Origin of the sequence: Actinomyces radicidentis (genome assembly GCF_001553565.1) — a bacterium.
In the GTDB taxonomy this organism is placed as follows: Bacteria; Actinomycetota; Actinomycetes; order Actinomycetales; family Actinomycetaceae; genus Actinomyces; species Actinomyces radicidentis.
This window is the reverse complement of record NZ_CP014228.1, coordinates 2,782,760-2,801,619: the sequence shown is the minus strand read 5'-3', so window position 1 is coordinate 2,801,619 and position 18,860 is coordinate 2,782,760. Positions and strand designations below refer to the sequence as shown.

Here is an 18,860-nt window from a genome sequence, read left to right as displayed (position 1 = left end):
GAACCATGACCCGCTATCGAGACGTCCCCTGGTGGCGCGCGCTGACGATCGCCGAGCGCCGGGGGCTCACAGGGGCCCCCACCAGCATCGACGCCGCTCGGGCCTCGGCACGCGCCAACCGCTGGGAGGAGCTCGCCGTCTTCCACCGCACCTCCCTCGACCACGACGCCGCGGTAGCGCCCCTCGGCGTCACCTGGACGGAGCTGCTGGACCTCCTCGGGGAGGAGGATGAGTCGCTGTGCGCACGTGCGGGGGCGAACCCGCCGGACTGGCTCCTCCGCGCGGAGCGGTGGCACCGCGCCGCCGTCGATCACGGGCCTCACGAGGTCCACGACCGCGAGCTCTACAACCTCGTCGACCCGCTCGTCGAGGGCGCCGCGCTCGAGCTCCTCGATGGGCTCCGCGAGCGGATCGTCTCGCCGGCGCTCACCGGGGAGCTCTTCCTGAGGTCACTGGCTGAGTCCGTGCCGGTCAAGGATCTCTCGTCGATCACGGTGCCGTGCCTGGTCCAGGACATGCACGAAGAGCGGCGGTCGCCTGGCGGAACGCTGGTCGACGTCCCGGAGACGGACGTCTACCAGTGCTACACAGCGCTCCTGCGCGAGGCTCGGACCCAGGAGCGCCTCTACGCCCGGTACCCCCTCATGCTCCGGGGCGTCGTCGAGCGCCTCGGAATGTGGGTCGAGCGACGTCTCGAGCTCGCGACCGCCCTGGACCGCGACCTGCCGATCATCGCCGAGACGCTTCTCGGCGGCCGCCGGCCGACCTGGGTCACCGCAGCCTTCGACGCAGGGGACTCGCACCGCCGAGGGCGCTCCGTCGTCCTCCTGAACAGCGATGCCGGGCGCTTCGTCTACAAGCCGAGGGCACCGAGGATGGAGGGACTGGTCGAGGAGGTACTGACCGCGGTCAGGTCCGCCGACCCGTCCCTCCCGCCCCTGCGCGTGCCCGCCGTCGTGTCCGGGGAGGACTGCTTCTGGCAGGAGTTCATCGAGTCCGCCCCCGTCCGCCCGGAGACGGCTGCGCCGATGGCCGAGGCTCTCGGCGCTCTCACGGCCGTGCTGCACACGCTGCGCGCCAACGACTTCCACCACGAGAACGTCGTCCTGGGCGAGGACGGACCGGTGGCGATCGACCTTGAGTCGGTCCTCCACACCTCCCGGGACTACCGTGTCGAGCGCCCGGACTCGGCGACGAACGCTGGCGCCGACGCCCTCGACAGCTCGTGCCTCGGTGTGGGCGTCCTCCCTCATCCGCTCGTCCTTCGGGGAGCCCCGGACGTCGAGCCCGCCGATGTCTCAGTCATCGGCTACACGCCCGGGAGGGCGGGAGGCCTGCAGATGCCCAGGCTCCTCGACGCCGGCACGGCGCGCATGCGGATCGAGTACGAGCGGGCGGTCTTCGACTCGGAGCCGGGAGCGCGCGGACGCGAGCTGCTCCACGCCGCCGCCGCGTCCTTCGAGGACGGGTTCGACGCCGCCTACCGCGCGGTGATGGCGGCCCGCGAGGCGATCCTCGGCCTCGTGCGAGGGCGGACGGGCACCGAGTCCCGGTTCATCGCCCGCCCGACGATGGTCTACGGCAAGATCCTCGCCGAGTCCTACCACCCCGACTTCATGGGCGATGCGCTCGACCGCCACCTCGTTCTCGGCAAGCTCCTCGCCCACTTCGTCGGCCGCGAGCACCGAGCCGCGCTCATCGGCGCGGAGACGGCCGACCTCCTCGCCGGGGACATTCCGATCTTCGCCCTCGACGTCGCCACAGGCCGGCTCACCGCCTCCGACGGCACGTCCCTGGTGGCGCAGCTCGAGGCTCCCGCGGACAGCCTCGCACGGAGCCTGGCCGTCATGGGACCCTCCGACCTCGAGATCCAGGACCACGTCATCCGCCTCGCCTTCGCCTGCCTGCCGGACGCCCCGGCCTCGCCCGAGCCTGTGCTCCTCCCGCCCAGTGGCGCCGGCTCGCTCGACGACGACAAGCTCGAGGCCGCCGCCGCGCTGCTTGACGCAGCAGACGGACTCCTCGCCGGGGCGGAGGGGCTCGGCTCGATCACCCTGTCGGCCTCGGCACCGGGTCGCTGGTCCCTCACCCCGGGCGGCCTCGACCTCTACTCCGGGACCGCGGGGATCGCGATGGCAGCCGGGCTCATCGCCGAGATGACCGGCTCCCCGCGGGCCGCGGGTCTCGTCACCGCCTCCCACGCCACCGCGCTCGGTCTGCGCGAACTCGTGTCCAATGACGACGCCGCCGTCCGCAAGAACATCCGGGACCTCTCGACGGGAGCCTACGGTCAGGTCAGCGGCGTCGCCCTGCTGACCGCGGCGGCGCACCGTGCCGGCGGCGCCCCGGGGCTCGGCTCCGCCTGCGCCTCGGCCGTGCGCATGCTCGGCCAGATGGCCCCGGCTGACGGCTTCCACGACGTCATCTCCGGCAATGCCGGCGGGATCCTCGCCGCGGCGGCCGTGGCCGATATCGCGGGGGAGGAGTCGCGGTCCACCATCCGGATCCTCGCCGATGGCCTGGTGGCATCCGCCGTGAGGGACGACGACGGACTGTCCTGGCCGCAGGCGGGCGACGGCGCCCGGCTGCTCGGCTTCTCGCATGGCGCCTCGGGAGCCGCCTGGGCGCTCGGCACCGCCGCACGCGTCCTCGATGACGACTCGCTCCTCGCAGCCGCGCACGACGCCCTCGCCTGGGAGTCGTCGCACGTGACGCCCGCCGGCGACTGGCCCGATCTGCGGCCGGAGTCGATCGCCTCGGGAGCCGGGACGATGAGGGCGTGGTGCCACGGCAGCCCCGGCGCCGGATTCGCACGCGCCCTGCTCCTCTCCACGGTCCCGGGCCTCGTCACGCGCGCGGCGTCCCGGGAGCTGCGCACGGCCCTCGTCGCCACGACCGAGACCCTCGACGCCCTCGTTGACGGCACCGGTGACGTCGGCAACGAGTCCCTGTGCCACGGCAACGTCGGCAACATCTTGTGCCTCGAGGCGATGTGGGAGGCGCTCGCCGACCGGGACGAGGCCCGGGCGAGGACGGCGCCCTACTGGAGGGCGCTCCTGGGCCGGCGGAGCGCCTGGAGATCCGGTGCCCGCGGCGGGACGGCCCTGCCCGACCTCATGATGGGACTGACGGGGATGGCCTGGGGACTGGCCTTCTCGGCGCGGTCGGAACCAAGGCTCGACCTCCTCAGCCTGGGGGTCCGTTGATGACGCGCCCGACTCCGATGCTCAGCCTCGAGGAGGTCCGGCCGCGACGCTGGGAGCTCGTCCTCTTCGTCACCGCCGCGGTCCTCGTCCTCGCGCTCGCGGCCTCCCTGTCGCTGAGGTCCACCTACCGCCTCGAGGTCCTCGAGTCGACACCTGGACGCCTCGTCCTCAGCGGCGCCGGCTCCCTGCTCGCTGTCGGTGACCCCATCACGGCGCGGCCGCAGAACGACTCCGGCTCCGAGACGCTCGAGGGCGTCATCGCCGGGAGGACCTCCACGGGGATCCTCGTCCGCGTGACGGGGGCCGGCACGGTGCCGGTCGGTGCTGCCGTGATCGTCGACGGGCGCGAGGTCCGGGCCGTGTCCGTGCTCGCCTCGAGGATCATGCCATGAGACTGCGACGACGCCGGTGCCCGGTCATCCTCCAGGCGACGCGCACGGAGTGCGGCATCGCGAGCCTCGCCATGGCGATGGCCTCCTTCGACCACCACGTCCCCCTCGCCGAGCTCCGCGGCCGAGCCGGCATCGGACGGGACGGCGCCTCCATGCTCGCGCTCAAGCGCCTCGCGGAGGAGGAGGGCTTCTCAGCCCGCGCGTTCCGCGGACCCCTCGACCAGGTGGTCGCCGCAGTCGGCGCACCGCTCGTCGTGGCCTGGGAGGAGGCACACTTCGTCGTCGTCGAGCGGATCGACCGGCGCGGCGTGAGGGTCATCGATCCCTCCGCAGGCCGGATGACCTGCCACCCCACTGAGGCGGCATCCCGGTACCGGGGCGTCGCCCTCCGCGTGGCGCCCACCACCGCCGCGGTGCGATGCCCACGCCGCCGGGAGGGCGCCTCCCGCTTCGTCGCCTCATTCGTACCGGGGATCGGCGGCAAGATCGCCTCGGTCCTCGCCCTCTCCCTCCTCGCTGCCGTGATCGGCATGCTCCCGGCCGCCCTGACCGCCTACCTCGTCGACTCGCTCGGAGTGGTCGTCTCCTCGAGTCCGTACCGGGTCATGGCCCTCGTCGTCGCCGCGCTCGCGCTCGTCCACCTCGCGGTCTCGGTCCTGCGCAGCGCCGTCATCATCTGGTTCGAGAAGACCTCCGACGGCGAGATGACGGCGGCGATCCTCGATCACCTCGTCCGTCTCCCGTTCCTCTTCTTCCAGGGCCGACCGGCCGGGGACATCCTCGTGCGCTTCTCGTCGATCTCCTTCGTCAGGGACTCGCTGTCGGGCCGCATCCTGCCGACGCTCGTCGACCTGGTCTTCGTGACCGTCTACACGGCGCTCATCGCCTCGTGGTCGCCCGTCCACGTGCTCGCGCTCGCCGCGATCGCGCTGGTCGAGGGCGTGTCCATCGGCCTGTACGGCCCCCGCGCCAAGTCCCTCGCCGATCGCGAGGTCAACGAGATGTCCCGGACCCAGTCCGTCATGGTCGAGGCGCTCGGAGGGATGGAGACCTCCAAGGCGCTCGGGATCGAGGAGGAGGTCCTGGGATCGTGGCGGGGCGCCTATGAGCGTCAGCTCCGGCTCTCCGCGCGGCGGCAGCGGCTCGACAACCACCTGGCCGCCTTCCTCGCGACGATCGGCTACGTGGGACCGGCCGTGCTGCTCCTCATCGGCGCGCACGAGGTCCTTGCCGGCCGACTCAGCCTCGGGCAGATGCTGGCCGTCAACGCGCTGGCGGCAGCGGCCCTCACCCCGGTCCAGCAGATCGGTATGAACCTCCAGGTCATCCAGACCGTCCGCGTCCACCTCGACCGGCTTCACGACCTCCTCGACGAGCAGCAGGAGGACGTCCACCCTGACGGCACCGCCGCGGACCTCAACCAGGACCTCGTGCTCGACGGCGTCTCGTTCTCGTACTCGCAGGGCGGCCCGGACGTCCTGTCGGAGGTGTCCCTGGCACTGCACCGCGGCGAGCTGGTCGGGGTCGTCGGGCCGTCGGGCTCCGGCAAGTCGACCCTCGCCCGGCTGCTCCTGGGCCTCATCGAGCCGAACCAGGGCCGGGTACTCCTCGGAGGCACCCCGTTGAGCAGGGTCGACCTGCGGTCCCTCAGGCGCCGCGCCGGGGTCGTCACCCAGGGCGCGACCGGCGTCGCGGCGTCGATCCGGGAGAACGTGCGCGCTGGACGCACCTGGGTCACCGATACCGATGTCCAGGCCGCACTGGAGGCGGCTGCCCTGGCCGACGACGTCGCCCGGATGCCGCTCGGCGCGGCCACTCCGCTCGGGGAGGCAGGGCAGGGGCTGTCCGGCGGGCAGCTCCAGCGCCTCTCCATCGCGCGTGCCCTCGCCGGGAGTCCCGACCTCGTCATCTTCGACGAGGCGACGTCGAGCCTCGACGGGCCGTCGGAGGCCCTCGTCCACGAGCACCTCGCCCGCCTCGAGGCGACGCGCCTCGTCATCGCCCACCGGCTCTCGACGGTCGTCGGTGCCGACCGGATCGCCTTCCTCGTCGCCGGACGGCTCGTCGCGCTGGGACCGCACGAGGAGCTGCTCCTCACCTGTCCCGAGTACGCAGCCTTCGCCCGCTCCCAGATGGTGGGCGAGGCCGAACCATCCTGCCCAGGGCTCGTGCCCGCTCAGTGAAAGGGATCCCATGACCACTGCGACACCCACAGCGCCGACGGCGGCCCCGCCGACCGCGCGCACCCCGTGGCTGCGGGCCTCGGGGCTGACGAAGGATTACGGGGCGTTCCGCCTCGCCGACGTCTCCATCGAGGCGGCCCCAGGGCGGGTGCGCGGGTTCTTCGGGCCGAACGGCTCCGGGAAGACGACCACCCTGTCGATCCTCGCCGGGCTGGTGCGCCCCGACAGCGGTACCGTCCGCCTCGACACCGCCGCATCCGGTCTCCCGGGGCGCGAGCCAATGGCGGTCCTCCTCGACTCCTTCGGGTACAACCCCTTCCTCTCGGGCCGCGACCACCTTCGGACGGTCGCCCGCCGGTTCGGGCGCGACCGGGACCGTGTCGGCGAGGTGCTTGAGAGCGTGGGGCTCGCGTCCGCGGCGAGGCGCCGGATCGGAGCGTACTCGCTCGGCATGCGACGGCGCCTCGGGCTGGCGGAGGTGCTCCTCGTCGACGCCGACGTCGTCCTCCTCGATGAGCCGACGAACGGGCTCGACCCCGACGGGATCGCGTGGTTCCGCCGGACGGTGCGTCGGATGGCAGCCGACGGCCGAGCCGTCATCCTAAGCTCCCACCTCCTGGGCGAGGCGGAGGGCCTCATCGACGACGCCACCTTCCTCGTCGACGGACGGGTCGCCTGGTCGGGCTCGTACAACGAGCTGCTCGGGTCCTTCGCCGGGACCTTCTCCCTGCTCACGGGCCCGCGAGCCTTCGAGCTCGCCGAGGCGCTCGCAGAGCGCGGGATCGACGTCCACCAGTCCGGGCCGGCGGAGCTGGCAGTGCGGGCCGAGGACCTTGGGGCCGTCCAGGAAATGGCCGTGGTCTGCGGCATCGACGCGGCGGTCGCCGAGTCCGTTCGCCCGAGCCTCGACCTCGTCTACCACCTCATCCGATCCGGGAAGCTCGCCGAGAAGGAGGCGTCCAGCCATGAATGAGCTCATGTCCCAGATGTCCGGGGTGGCGCGCGACCGAGCCGTCATCCTCACGTCGGTCGTGCTCGGGGGCTTCCTGTGCGCGCTGTGCGCTCTCGTGACGAGCAACATCGCTCGGGGCTACGGCCAGGACGGGACGGCCGCCGTCGCGCTGGGGTACGTCTACTCTTACGTCGGCCGCTCGGGCTACATCCTCCCCTTCGTCCTCGGTGTGCTCGTTGCCACGCAGATGTTCCGCCACCGCACGGTCGCGCGACTCGTCTTCTACAGTACCTCAAGGCTGCGCATGTACCTCAACCAGGCGGCCTCGGGTCTCGCGGTCGGCCTGGTCGCGGCGGTGGTGACGGTGCTCGGGTCCGTGGCCGTCATCGCGGCTGTGCTCGCGGGGATGGGCGAGCCGACGGCGCTGGAGGGCGCCACGTACTGGTGGATGGCGCTGCGGACGGTGGGCGTCTTCGCGCTGTGGACGCTCATCGGACTCGGCCTCGGGATGCTTATGCGGCACCAGCTGGCGGCGATCGTCACGGTGTTCGTCTTCGCCCTGCTGGTCGAGCCGACGGTAACGGCCCTGTGCAACGAGTCCGAGAACCTGCAGAGGATCGGTCAGTTCCTCCCAGGCGGTGCCAACTGGTCGGCGGTCTGGCCGGTGGACAAGGCGGCGGGCAACACCTCGCAGATGGTCCAGGCCGGGCTGAGCTGGCAGGGCGGACTCCTCGTCCTGGCCGCCTACGCCGCGGTGCTTCTCGTGGCGGGGTACCTCGCCTCGATCCGTCGTCGTGACATCACAGCCTGAGCCTGCTGGTCCCGATCTCAGCGGGTGCCGGGGGCGGTGACGAAGTCGATGAGCTCCTCCATGCGGCCCAGGAGGCTCGGCTCGAGGTCCTTGTAGGAGCGCACCGTCGCGAGGATCCGCTGCCAGCCGCGGGCGATGTCCGCCTGGGACTCGTGCGGCCAGCCGAGGCCCTCGAGGGTCCCGTGCTTGATGTCGGTCCCCTTGGGGACGCGCGGCCACTCCGTCAGGCCCACGCGCTCCGGCTTCACCGCCTGCCACACGTCGATGTAGGGATGCCCGAGGACCAGCACGTTCTCCCCGCCGGGGGCCTTGCGCACGCGGTCGGCGATCCGCGACTCCTTCGACCCGGGCACGAGGTGGTCGACGAGTACACCGGCGCGCCGGTCCGGGCCCGGCCCGAACTCCGCCATGACCGCCTCGAGGTTGTCGACGCCGTCGAGCAGGAGGACGACGACGCCCTCGTGGCGCAGGTCGTCGCCCCAGACCTTCTCGACGAGCTCGGCGTCGTGCTTGCCCTCCACCCAGATGCGGGAGGCGCGGGCGACCTTCGCCGCCTCGCCCTCGACGGCGTAGGAGCCCGAGGCCGTCAGCCTCCGCCCGCCGGAGGAGACAGGCCCCGAGGGCGGGCGCTTGCGCGCGACGGGCGGGTCGACGATGACGGGGCGCCCCTCGAGCCAGAAGCCCGGGCCGAGGCTGAAGCCGCGGCGCACGCCTCGCCGGTCCTCGAGGACGACGACGTGGCGCCCGCCGGACTTCTCCACGGCGACGGCCGCCCCGACGAAGCCGGTCTCCCGGTCCTCGAGCACCATCCCGCGCGTGACCGCGACGTGCACGGACTCGGGGCGGATCGCGTTCGGCCCGACGCGGTGCGGGTCCGCTGCGAGCACGTCCCCGCCGTAGCGGTTCGTCGCCGAGGGACGCGCCGGCGGGGGAGTCGCGCCCCTCCCGGCGCCCGCACCGGTAGCCGGGCCCCGGCCCGTGCGAGCCGCGCCGGCCCGGCCGGCGGAGCGCTGCGAGGCCATCCCGCCTCCCGACGCCGCCGGTGCGCCGCCCGCCGCGGCCTGCTCGCGCAGCGCGGTGCGGCGGGCCGCGGTCGAGCCGGGGGTGATCTTCGAGCGGTAGGGCAGGGGCGCGTTCACCCTGGGCACGCTAGGTGAAGGTCACGCAGGGCGAAGGGGTGACCCGCCGGGGCCCGGCGTAGGATGGCACTCACACCCCGCGAGTGCTAACGGCGCGCAGGGGGACGCTGGGAGAGCCCAGCACTGGCATCACGGACGACACCGGGAAGGAGCACCCCCATGGCCGACGACCGCCGCCTCAAGGTGCTCTCCGCCATCGTCGCCGACTACGTGCGGACCCGCGAGCCCGTCGGCTCACGCGCCCTCGTCGAGCGCTACCGCCTCGGCGTCTCCCCGGCCACCATCCGCAACGACATGGCGGCCCTCGAGGACGAGGGCTACCTCCACCAGCCCCACACGAGCGCCGGACGCGTCCCCACCCAGAAGGGCTACCGCCTCTTCGTCGACCAGGTCGCCCGCGTCAAGCCGCTCTCCGCGCCCGAGCGCGCCGCCATCACCGCCCTCCTCACCGGGGAGGCGGACCTCGAGCAGGTCGTCGCCCGCACCGTCCGCGTCCTCGCCCAGCTCACCGGGCAGCTCGCCGTCGTCGAGTACCCGAGCCTGCGGCTCACCGCGCTGCGCCACCTTGAGCTCGTCGCCCTGTCGCCCACGCGAGTCCTCCTCGTCATCATCACGGACACCGGCCGCGTCGAGCAGCGCACCGTCAGCCTCGGCGCGGAGCCCGAGGTACGGGACGGACGCGGCGCCCGCGCGGTCTCCCCGGAGGACGTCGTCGACCCGCTCGTCCTCGAGACCCTGCGCGCCCGCCTCAACACCGCCCTCGTCGGCCGTCGCGCCGACGACGTCGCCCCCGCCCTCGCGGCCCTCGCCGAGCAGGCCCCCGCCGAGGAGCGCGTCCTCCTCGCCGCCGTCACCTCCGCCCTCGTCGACGCCCTGCGCCCCGACGCCGAGGAGCGGCTCGTCGTCGCCGGCACCGCGAACCTCGCCCGCTCCACCCTCGACTTCTCCTCGATCGGCCCCCTCCTGGACGCCGTCGAGGAGCAGGTGGTCCTCCTTCGCCTCTTCACCGACCCCGACGTCGCCGCCTCCTCGGTGCCGGGCCGCCTCACCCGCTCCGGCGCGGGCGGCATGCGCGTGAGCATCGGCTCGGAGAACCACGAGGACGCCCTCGCCGAGGCCAGCGTCATCTCCGCCTCCTACGGCACCGGTCCGGACGACGCCGTCGCCCACCTCGGCGTCATCGGCCCCACGAGGATGGACTACCCGGCCACCATGGCCGCCGTCCGCGCCGTCGCCCGCTACCTCTCCCGCTTCCTCGCCGGGGGAGAGGACCCCGGGGACGACGGCGACTGACCGGTCCACCACCAGACCCGGCCGGCGGGCGCCCAGCGCCGCCGGTCCCGCAGACACCCGTGAGAGCGGGCACCGCCCGCCACCACCCACCCACGAAGGAACAACGTCTCAGTGAGCGACTACTACGAGGTCCTCGGCGTCTCCCGCGACGCGAGCACCGAGGAGATCAAGAAGGCCTACCGCAAGAAGGCCCGCCAGCTCCACCCCGACATCGCCGGCCCGGGCCACGAGGAGGAGTTCAAGGAGGTCCAGGCCGCCAACGAGACCCTCTCCGACCCGGAGAAGCGCCGCATGTACGACCTCGGCGGCCCCGACGCCTCCGGATTCGGCGGCTTCGGCGGCGCCGGCCCCGATCTTGGCGACCTGGGCGGCATCTTCCAGACCTTCTTCGGCGGAGGCGCCGGCGGTCGCGGCCCTGTCTCCCGAGCCCGTCGCGGCTCCGACTCCCTCGTCGCCGTCGAGGTCGACCTCGCCGACGTCGCCTTCGGCGCCACGAAGACCGTGCCGATCGACACCTACGTCACGTGCAAGGTCTGCGACGGCTCGTGCTGCGCCCCGGGCACCTCCCCGGTCACCTGCTCCCAGTGCAACGGGCAGGGCTCCATCCAGCAGATGCAGCGCTCCTTCCTCGGCAACGTCATGACCAGCTCGCCCTGCCCCACCTGCAAGGGCTACGGCACCGTCATCGTCACCCCCTGCAAGGAGTGCGCCGGCGAGGGCCGCGTCCACGTCCACAACGACCTCGAGGTCAAGGTCCCCGCGGGCGTCACCGACGGCCTGCGCATGCGCATGTCCGGCCGCGGCGAGGCCGGCCCCGCCGGGGGCCCGGCCGGCGACCTCTACCTCGAGTTCCACGAGCGCCCGCACGAGTTCCTCGAGCGCCAGGGCGACGACCTCTACACCGAGCTGCGCGTCCCCATGACGGCCGCCGCCCTCGGCGCCTCCTTCCCGCTGGAGACCCTCGACGGCGAGCGCACCGTGAGCGTCAAGGCCGGCACCCAGCCCGGCGACGAGGTCGTCCTCGACGGCCTGGGCGTCGGACGCCTGCGCCGCAGCTCGCGCGGCGACCTGCACGTCGGCATCGTCGTCGAGACGCCCACCAGGATGGACGAGCGCCAGAAGGAGCTCCTCACCGAGCTCGCCCGTCTGCGCGGCGAGGACGGCCTGCCCGCCGCCAAGGACGAGGGCATCGCCGGCAAGCTCTCCGACGCCTTCAAGGGCGGCAAGGGCAAGGGGCGTGGCAAGAAGCGCCGCTGAGCGTCCGGAGGACGCCGTCGGTCGGGAAGGACCGACGACGGCGGCCTCCCGCCTCGAGCACAAGACCGGGGCCGGCCCGTTCCTCAGGGGAACGGACCGGCCCCGGTCCCGTGCTGGGACGTGAGGTGCGCTGCACCTCAGGCGCGCGGCTGCCCCTCCGGCCAGTAGTGGTCGTAGCCGTACTGACGCGCTCCGAAGATCGCCTGGCCGACGCGCACGCAGGTCGAGCCGCCCTCGATGGCGAGCTCGAAGTCGCCGGACATGCCCATGGAGAGCTGACCGTCGCCCACCGTGCCGGCCTGCAGCCCCGCGTCGCGCAGCTCGCGCATGAGGCGGAAGCACTCGCGCACCCGCTCGGTGTCCTGGGTGTGGGCGGCGAGCGTCATGAGGCCGCGGACCCGCAGGGAGGAGCAGGCGCGCACCTGCTCGAGGAAGCCGGGCACCTCGTCGGGCTCGAGGCCGAACTTCGACTCCTCGCCGGAGGAGTTGACCTGTACGTAGACGTCGAGGCCGCGACCGACCGCCTGGAGACGGCGGTCGAGCGCCTCCGCCAGGCGCATCGAGTCCAGCGCGTGGAACTCGTCGGCGAAGACGGCCGCGTCCTTGGCCTTGTTCGTCTGGAGGTGCCCGATGAGCGCCCACCGGATGCCGAGCTCGGCCAGGTTCTCCGACTTCCGCTTGGCCTCCTGGACCTTGTTCTCGCCCATCTCGGTGATCCCGGCGGCGAAGGCGGCCCGAAGCCGCTCCTCCGGGACGGTCTTGGAGACGGGCAGGAGCCGGATCCCCGAGGCGTCGCGCCCGCACGCGGCGGCCGCCGCCTCCAGGCGGGCACGGACCGCCGCCAGGTTCGTGCGGAAGTCCTCGACCGTCGTCGCCGTCGGCCCGGCCGACTCCGAGTCGGCGGCGACGGAGAACTCGGTACCGGGTGCAGGGGACTGCGGTGCGTGGTCGGTCATGCTCCCGACTCTAGTTCGGCGCTCCGCGGCGCGTCGCGACCGACCGGCCACCGTAGGCTCGGCCCGTGACCGCCCCCGTCTTCGTCCTCACGCCCGACACCCTCGAGCCCGCCGGCGCCGCCCACCGCGCCGAGTCCGGCGACCTCCTCGTCCTCACCGGCGCCGAGGCCCGCCACGCCGTCACCGTGCGCCGGCTGCGCGCCGGCGAGCGCGTCGACCTCGTCGACGGCGAGGGGCTGCGCCTCGTCTGCGAGGTGACCGAGCCCGGCACCGGAGGAGCGAAGGACCGCCTCGGCGTGCGCGTCACCGAGCGCGTCGAGGAACCCGCGCCGCCGATCCGCCTCGCTCTCGTCCAGGCCCTCGCCAAGGGCGGCCGCGACGAGCAGGCCGTCGAGACCGCCACCGAGGTCGGCGCCGACCTCGTGGTCCCGTGGCAGTCGAGTCGCTGCGTCTCCGTGTGGAACGGCCCGAAGGCCGCCAAGGGACGCGGCCGCTGGCAGGCCACCGCCCACGAGGCCGCCAAGCAGGCGCGCCGAGCACGCGTCCCCGAGGTCCTCGAACCCGTCTCCACCAAGCGGCTCGTCGCCTGGGTGCACGACGCCGTCGACGCCGGGGGAGCGGTCCTCGTCCTCCACGAGGAGGGCATGGCCCCTGTCGGCGGCGCGGCGCTGCCTGAGCCCGCGGCCGCCAGCGCGACGGGGGATCCCGGGCAGTCCGCCGAGGCGCCGCTCCTCGCCGTCGTCGTCGGTCCCGAGGGCGGCATCGCCCCCGAGGAGACCGCCGCCCTCGAGGCCGCCGGCGCGAGCACCGTGCGCCTCGGACCTCACGTCATGCGCACGGCCTCCGCCGGGCCCGTCGCCCTGGCGGTCCTCGCCCAGCGCGCCGGGCTCTGGGGCTGAGGGACGGCCGCGCCGGCGCCCCGGCGTGCCCATCCGTCGCGAGCGGCTCCGAGCCCGGTGCTGGGGCGGAGGAACGGCACGTCGAGCCCGGAACTCTGTTTCATCGACGTGTGATCTGAGAAACTACTCTTCATCCGGTCGGGTGTGGATTCGCCTCCCAGCTCGAGCCCAGCCCGTCGGTCCCCAGACGTCGCGCCCGGGCACGCCCGGGAAGGAGGAGAGCACGATGACCGTCTCCCGCAGGAACCTCGTCACCGGCGCCGGCCTGAGCGCCCTCGCCCTGCCGCTGTCCGCGCCGGCCCTCGCCGCCGGCAACGGCAAGGGCAACAACGGCCGCGGCCGGGGCAACGGCGGCCCGCGGCGGAGCATCGCCGTCCGCACCGGGGCGCAGGCGCAGCTGGACGACGGCTGGTCCGAGCTCGCGGGGCAGCGCGTCGCCGTCATCTCCAACCCCACCGGCGTCGTCGACGACCTCACGCACGTCGTCGACCGCATGCACGTCGACGGCGTCGACGTCGTCGCCGTCCTCGGCCCCGAGCACGGCTTCCGCGGGACGGCCCAGGCCGGAGCCTCCGAGGAGCGGACGACGGACCCTCGCACGGGGATCACCGTCTACGACGCCTACGGCGCCACCGAGGAGGACTTCGCGCGGATGTACGCCGAGTGCGGCGCGGAGACCATCGTCTTCGACATCCAGGACGTCGGCGTGCGCTTCTACACCTACGTCTGGAGCATGTACAAGGCGATGCGCGGCGCCGCCATGACGGGTGGCCTGCGCTTCGTCGTCCTCGACCGTCCCAATCCCGTCGGGCGCGCCGTGAGGGGCCCCCTGCTCGACGCCGCCTACTCCTCCGGCGTCGGTCTGCGCCCCATCCTCATGCAGCACGGCATGACCGTCGGCGAGCTCGCCCGTTACTTCAACACGGTCCTCCTGCCCGCTGAGGACGGCGGCCAGGCGATCGAGGACCTCACCGTGGTCGAGGTCGAGGGCTGGTCCGGCGGCCTCTGGCAGGACACGGGCCTGCCGTGGGTCATGCCCTCGCCCAACATGCCGACCCCCGACACGGCGCTGCTCTACCCGGGCACCGGCCTGTTCGAGGCGACGAACCTCTCCGAGGGGCGCGGTACGACGCGCCCCTTCGAGCTCATCGGCGCGCCGTACGTCGACCACCGCCTCGCCGAGACGCTCAACGACCGGGGACTGGCCGGCGTCCGGTTCCGGGAGGCGCACTTCAGCCCCATCTCCTCGAAGAACGAGGGCGAGGTCTGCGGCGGGGTCCAGGTGCACCTCACCGACCCGGCCTCCCTCGACGCTCCGGCCGTCGCCGTCCACATGCTCACGGCGCTGCGCGACCTCTACGAGGGCTTCGGACCCCGCGACGGCGACGAGTACGACTGGCGCTGGCTGGACCTCCTCACCGGGACGAGCGCGGCGCGCGAGCAGCTCATCGCCGGTGCCACGGCGGAGACCCTCGTCGACGGCTGGGCCGCCGACGAGGTCACCTGGGAGAGCGCTCGGGCTCCGTACCTGCTCTACTGACCCGGGCCCCGTCGGCCGCCGCCGGGGCTCGCCCTCGAGCGCTCTGGCGGCGACGTAGCCGCTCGAGCCGCCCGTGCAGTGGACCGCTGCCGCGTGACCGATCCCGCCGTCGCGCCCCTCGGCCCGCGGCCGCGCGATCGATAGACTCGGGCCACGATGACGAACACACCCATCAACGTTGCCGATCCCTCGGCGATCACCTCCGGCGCCGCCCAGCCCCACACCGCCGGCCCCCAGCACGCAGCCGTCCCCGAGCACGCCCTCGGCCTCCACGAGGACACGACCCGCACCCTCGTCCTGCCCGACGACCTCGCCCCCGTCGCCCTCCTCGGCCCCCGCGACGAGGTCCTGCGCGCCATCGAGAAGGGCTTCCCCGACGTCCGCGTCCACGCCCGCGGCACCTCCATCACCGTCGCCGGCGCCCCCGAGCGCGTCGACACCGTCGTCGTCCTCCTGTCCGAGCTCATCGATGTCGCCCGCACCGGCACCCCGCTCACCGCCGACGCCGTCGAGCGCGCCATCGGCCTCCTCGACGCCGCCGCCCGCCCCACCGAGGTCCTCACCGACGACGTCCTCACCACCCACGGTCGCTCCATCCGCCCCAAGTCACTCGGTCAGAAGGCGTACACGGACGCCATCGAGGAGCACACGATCACCTTCGGGATCGGCCCCGCCGGAACCGGCAAGACCTACCTCGCCATGGCCAAGGCCGTCGACGCCCTCGCCCGCAAGCAGGTCTCCCGCATCATCCTCACCCGCCCCGCCGTCGAGGCCGGCGAGAACCTCGGCTTCCTGCCCGGCTCGCTCACGGACAAGATCGACCCGTACCTGCGGCCCCTGTACGACGCCCTCCACGACATGCTCGAGCCCGAGGCCCTGCCCAAGCTCATGGCCGCCGGCACCATCGAGGTCGCCCCGCTGGCCTACATGCGCGGGCGCACCCTCAACGACGCCTTCGTCATCCTCGACGAGGCCCAGAACACGAGCCCCGAGCAGATGAAGATGTTCCTCACCCGCCTCGGCTTCGGCTCCAAGATGGTCGTCACCGGCGACGTCTCCCAGGTGGACCTGCCCGGCGGGCGGCCCTCCGGCCTCGTCGTCGTGCGCCGCATCCTCGACGGCGTCGACGGCATCTCCTTCTGCGAGCTCGGCAGCGAGGACGTCGTCCGCCACCGCCTCGTCGGCCGCATCATCGACGCCTACGGGGAGTACGAGGCCCAGCAGGCGGCCCGCGCCGCTCAGGACGAGCAGCGCGACGGCTCGCGCCGCTCCCACCGCTCCCAGCACGGCGAGGACCGCCGCCGCGGTAACCGCCCCGGCCGCACGCCCCAGGAATTCCGAGAGAGGAACCGCGCATGACCACCGAGGTCAACAACGAGACCGACGTCGAGGTCGACGGCGCCGAGTTCGCCGCCCTCGCCGACCACGTCCTGCGGGCCATGCACGTCAACCCCCGCGCCGAGCTCAACATCCTCTTCATCGACCCCGAGCCGATGGAGGAGCTCCACGTGCGCTGGCTCGACCTGCCCGGGCCGACCGACGTCATGAGCTTCCCCATGGACGAGCTGCGCCCCGGAACCCCGGAGACCGAGACGCCCGCCGGCACCCTCGGCGACATCGTCCTGTGCCCGCAGGTCGCCGCCAAGCAGGCTCTCGACGCCGGCCACAGCGCCGTCGAGGAGATGCTCCTGCTCACCACCCACGGCATCCTCCACCTCCTCGGCTACGACCACGCCGAGGCCGAGGAGAAGAAGGAGATGTTCGACCTCCAGCGCCGGCTCCTCCTCACCTTCCTCGCGGAGCGGGGCAAGTGACCGGCACCCCGGTCGCCCTCCTCGTCGTCCTGGCGATCGCCGTCCTCGCCTTCGGCGCGCTCCTCTCAGGTGCCGAGGCGGCCCTGACCCGCATGACGCGCGCCGCCGCCGAGGACCTCGTCGAGGACGGGCGCCGCGGGGCGACCCGCGTCCTGGCACTGGCCGAGCGCCGCGGACAGGTCCTCGGCGCCGTCGCCTCCGTGCGCGTCGCCGTCGACATGCTCGCCGCCGTGCTCCTCACCCTGGCGCTCGCCGGCCTCATCGACCGCTGGTGGGTCGTCCTCCTCACCGCCGTCGTCCTCAACACGCTCCTCCTCGGCGTCGTCGTCGGGCTCTCTCCGCGCTCCGCGGGGCGCCGCAACCCCGACGGCACGCTCCTCGCCCTCGTCGGCGTCCTGGAGAAGGTCGACGCCGTCGGCGCCCCGTGGCGCTGGATGGAGAACCACTGGGGCCGCGCCTCCACCCTCACCGACGCCGAGGCCCGCGCCGAGGTCACCGAGGACCTGCGGGAGATGATCGACGAGATCGGCGACTCCGAGTCCATCGAGGACGAGGACCGCGAGATGCTCCGCAGCGTCGTCGAGCTCGGACAGACCCTCGTCCGCGAGGTCATGGTGCCCCGCACCGACATGGTCACCATCGACGCCGACAAGCCCGCCTCCGCCGCCATGCGCCTGTTCACCCGCTCCGGCTACTCGCGCGTCCCCGTCATCGGGGAGGACGTCGACGACGTCCGCGGCGTCCTCTACCTCAAGGACGTCCTGCGCCGCCTCGGCTCCCACCCCGAGCAGGCCGAGCGCGAGGTCGCCGCCTTCACGCGCGAGGCCGTCTACGTCCCTGAGATGAAGGCCGCCGACGACCTCCTGCGCGAGATGCAGACCGGGCACTTCCACATGGCCCTCGCCGTCGACGAGTACGGCGGCACCGCCGGCATCGTCACCATGGAGGACCTCCTCGAGGAGGTCGTCGGGGAGATGCAGGACGAGCACGACCACGCCGAGCCCGAGGTCGAGGACCTCGGCGACGGCCTCTTCCGCGTCCCGGCGCGCCTCGGCCTGGACGAGCTCGGCGAGCTCTTCGACCTCGAGATCGACGACGACGACGTCGACACCGTCGGCGGCCTGCTCGCCAAGGCCGTCGGCCGCGTGCCGATCCCCGGCGCCGTCGGCGACGCCCAGGGCGTCCACCTCGTCGCCGACGAGGCCACCGGCCGCCGCCACCACGTGACGAGCCTCCTCGCCTCACGCACTCCCGATCCCGACGACGAGCCGACCGACTGACCCCGCCGGCGCCCACGCCGGCAGACACACCCCGCAGACGCATGACGGAGAACCCGATGACCGACACCCCCTTCCGCTTCCCGAGCGACGACGAGCTCATGGCGGGCCCCAACGCCCTCGAGGAGCCCTCCGAGGAGATCGACGACGCCGCCGTGGACGACGCCGACGGCGTCCCCACCTCCGCCCGCGTCGAGATCGTCGTCCCCGAGATCCCGGAGGGCTACACGGCGGGCTTCGCCTGCCTCGTCGGCCGCCCCAACGCCGGCAAGTCCACCCTCACGAACGCCATGGTCGGCCAGAAGGTCGCCATCATGTCGGACCGCCCCCAGACCACCCGCCACAACGTGCGCGGCGTCGTCCACCGCGAGACCAGCCAGCTCGTCCTCGTCGACACCCCCGGGCTGCACCGCCCCAAGACCCTCCTCGGCAAGCGCCTCAACGACCTCGTCCGCGAGACCCTCCTCGACGTCGACGTCATTGCCTTCTGCCTCCCCGCCGACGAGAAGGTCGGCCCCGGCGACCGCTACATCGCCCGCGACCTCGCCGAGCTGCGCAAGCCGGTCGTCGGCGTCGTCACCAAGACCGACACCGTCTCCCGCGAGGCCCTCGCCGCCCAGCTCCTCGCCGTCGACGCCCTCGGCGACTGGGCTGACATCGTCCCCGTGTCCGCCAAGCGGCACGAGCAGGTCGACGTCCTCGAGGAGGTCCTCATCGGCTACCTGCCGCCCTCGCCGCCCCTCTACCCGACCGGCGAGATCACCGACGAGCCCCAGGCCGTCATGATCGGCGAGCTCGTCCGCGAGGCCGCCCTCGAGGGCGTGCGCGACGAGCTCCCGCACTCCCTCGCCGTCGTCGTCGACGAGGTCCTCGACCCGGCCAAGGACTCCGCCTCCTCCGCCGTCAAGGGCCGCGGCCAGCGCCTCCAGGTCCGCGTCAGCGTCGTCGTCGAGCGCGACTCCCAGAAGGCCATCATCATCGGCAAGGGCGGCTCCCGGCTCAAGGAGATCGGCGTCAACGCCCGCAAGGGCATCGAGAAGCTCCTCGGCCGCAAGGTCTACCTCGACCTCCACGTGCGCACCGCGAAGGACTGGCAGTCCGACCCCAAGGCCCTCGCCAAGCTCGGCTTCTGACCGGGCCC

Annotated in this window: 15 protein-coding genes; 13 read left to right on the top strand and 2 right to left on the bottom strand. The window is 73.1% G+C overall.

Going from position 1 to position 18,860, the window contains the following annotated elements; all coding sequences use genetic code 11:
* Window positions 1-5: 5 nt before the first annotated feature.
* The 5 genes from AXF14_RS11830 to AXF14_RS11810 are packed head-to-tail and all read left to right on the top strand — an operon-like array spanning window position 6 to window position 7,544.
* Entirely contained in the window at window positions 6-3,206 is a 3,201-nt protein-coding gene (locus AXF14_RS11830) for a type 2 lanthipeptide synthetase LanM family protein (RefSeq protein ID WP_067943472.1), read from the top strand.
* Window positions 3,206-3,598 (top strand): hypothetical protein, encoded by a 393-nt coding sequence (locus tag AXF14_RS11825; protein WP_067943470.1) that lies wholly within the window; start codon window positions 3,206-3,208, stop codon window positions 3,596-3,598. Before AXF14_RS11830 ends, AXF14_RS11825 begins: the two co-directional genes overlap by 1 nt.
* Window positions 3,595-5,781, top strand: a complete 2,187-nt coding sequence (locus tag AXF14_RS11820; RefSeq protein WP_067943468.1) for a peptidase domain-containing ABC transporter — start codon at window positions 3,595-3,597, stop codon at window positions 5,779-5,781. The genes AXF14_RS11825 and AXF14_RS11820 overlap by 4 nt, the downstream gene beginning before the upstream one ends.
* A gap of 10 nt (window positions 5,782-5,791) precedes the next feature.
* Window positions 5,792-6,754 carry an ABC transporter ATP-binding protein gene (locus AXF14_RS11815; RefSeq protein ID WP_067943466.1) on the top strand — a complete coding sequence of 321 codons (963 nt, stop codon included), beginning with the start codon at window positions 5,792-5,794 and terminating at the stop codon, window positions 6,752-6,754.
* On the top strand, window positions 6,747-7,544 hold the full coding sequence (locus AXF14_RS11810; protein ID WP_067943459.1) for an ABC transporter permease: 798 nt from the start codon (window positions 6,747-6,749) through the stop codon (window positions 7,542-7,544). The genes AXF14_RS11815 and AXF14_RS11810 overlap by 8 nt, the downstream gene beginning before the upstream one ends.
* 17 nt (window positions 7,545-7,561) lie before the next feature.
* On the opposite strand, the gene AXF14_RS11805 is transcribed toward AXF14_RS11810, so the two are convergent.
* Window positions 7,562-8,692, bottom strand: coding sequence for a DUF3097 domain-containing protein (locus AXF14_RS11805; protein ID WP_067943457.1), 1,131 nt, complete (start codon window positions 8,690-8,692; stop codon window positions 7,562-7,564).
* 150 nt (window positions 8,693-8,842) lie between these two features.
* Between AXF14_RS11805 and hrcA the strand changes: the two genes are divergently transcribed.
* The gene (hrcA, locus tag AXF14_RS11800; protein ID WP_067943455.1) at window positions 8,843-9,976 is read left to right on the top strand and encodes a heat-inducible transcriptional repressor HrcA; all 1,134 of its coding nucleotides are present in this window, start codon (window positions 8,843-8,845) and stop codon (window positions 9,974-9,976) included.
* Between the two features lie 111 nt (window positions 9,977-10,087).
* On the top strand, window positions 10,088-11,233 hold the full coding sequence (dnaJ, locus tag AXF14_RS11795) for a molecular chaperone DnaJ (protein WP_067943453.1): 1,146 nt from the start codon (window positions 10,088-10,090) through the stop codon (window positions 11,231-11,233).
* Between the two features lie 137 nt (window positions 11,234-11,370).
* On the opposite strand, the gene AXF14_RS11790 is transcribed toward dnaJ, so the two are convergent.
* The gene (locus tag AXF14_RS11790; protein ID WP_067943452.1) at window positions 11,371-12,189 is read right to left on the bottom strand and encodes a YggS family pyridoxal phosphate-dependent enzyme; all 819 of its coding nucleotides are present in this window, start codon (window positions 12,187-12,189) and stop codon (window positions 11,371-11,373) included.
* Between the two features lie 65 nt (window positions 12,190-12,254).
* Here AXF14_RS11790 and AXF14_RS11785 point away from each other — a divergent pair, with 65 nt between their 5' ends.
* The 6 genes from AXF14_RS11785 (at window position 12,255) to era (ending at window position 18,852) form a co-directional block, all read left to right on the top strand.
* The gene (locus AXF14_RS11785; protein WP_067943450.1) at window positions 12,255-13,088 is read left to right on the top strand and encodes a 16S rRNA (uracil(1498)-N(3))-methyltransferase; all 834 of its coding nucleotides are present in this window, start codon (window positions 12,255-12,257) and stop codon (window positions 13,086-13,088) included.
* 226 nt (window positions 13,089-13,314) lie between these two features.
* Window positions 13,315-14,628 carry an exo-beta-N-acetylmuramidase NamZ family protein gene (locus tag AXF14_RS11780; RefSeq protein WP_067943448.1) on the top strand — a complete coding sequence of 438 codons (1,314 nt, stop codon included), beginning with the start codon at window positions 13,315-13,317 and terminating at the stop codon, window positions 14,626-14,628.
* Window positions 14,629-14,784: 156 nt separating this feature from the next.
* Window positions 14,785-15,987 (top strand): PhoH family protein, encoded by a 1,203-nt coding sequence (locus AXF14_RS11775; RefSeq protein WP_084355550.1) that lies wholly within the window; start codon window positions 14,785-14,787, stop codon window positions 15,985-15,987.
* Window positions 15,984-16,442 carry an rRNA maturation RNase YbeY gene (ybeY, locus tag AXF14_RS11770; RefSeq protein ID WP_067943446.1) on the top strand — a complete coding sequence of 153 codons (459 nt, stop codon included), beginning with the start codon at window positions 15,984-15,986 and terminating at the stop codon, window positions 16,440-16,442. Before AXF14_RS11775 ends, ybeY begins: the two co-directional genes overlap by 4 nt.
* Window positions 16,439-17,722 carry a hemolysin family protein gene (locus AXF14_RS11765; RefSeq protein ID WP_067943444.1) on the top strand — a complete coding sequence of 428 codons (1,284 nt, stop codon included), beginning with the start codon at window positions 16,439-16,441 and terminating at the stop codon, window positions 17,720-17,722. The genes ybeY and AXF14_RS11765 overlap by 4 nt, the downstream gene beginning before the upstream one ends.
* A 56-nt stretch (window positions 17,723-17,778) precedes the next feature.
* Window positions 17,779-18,852 (top strand): GTPase Era, encoded by a 1,074-nt coding sequence (era, locus tag AXF14_RS11760; RefSeq protein ID WP_067943442.1) that lies wholly within the window; start codon window positions 17,779-17,781, stop codon window positions 18,850-18,852.
* Window positions 18,853-18,860: the final 8 nt, after the last annotated feature.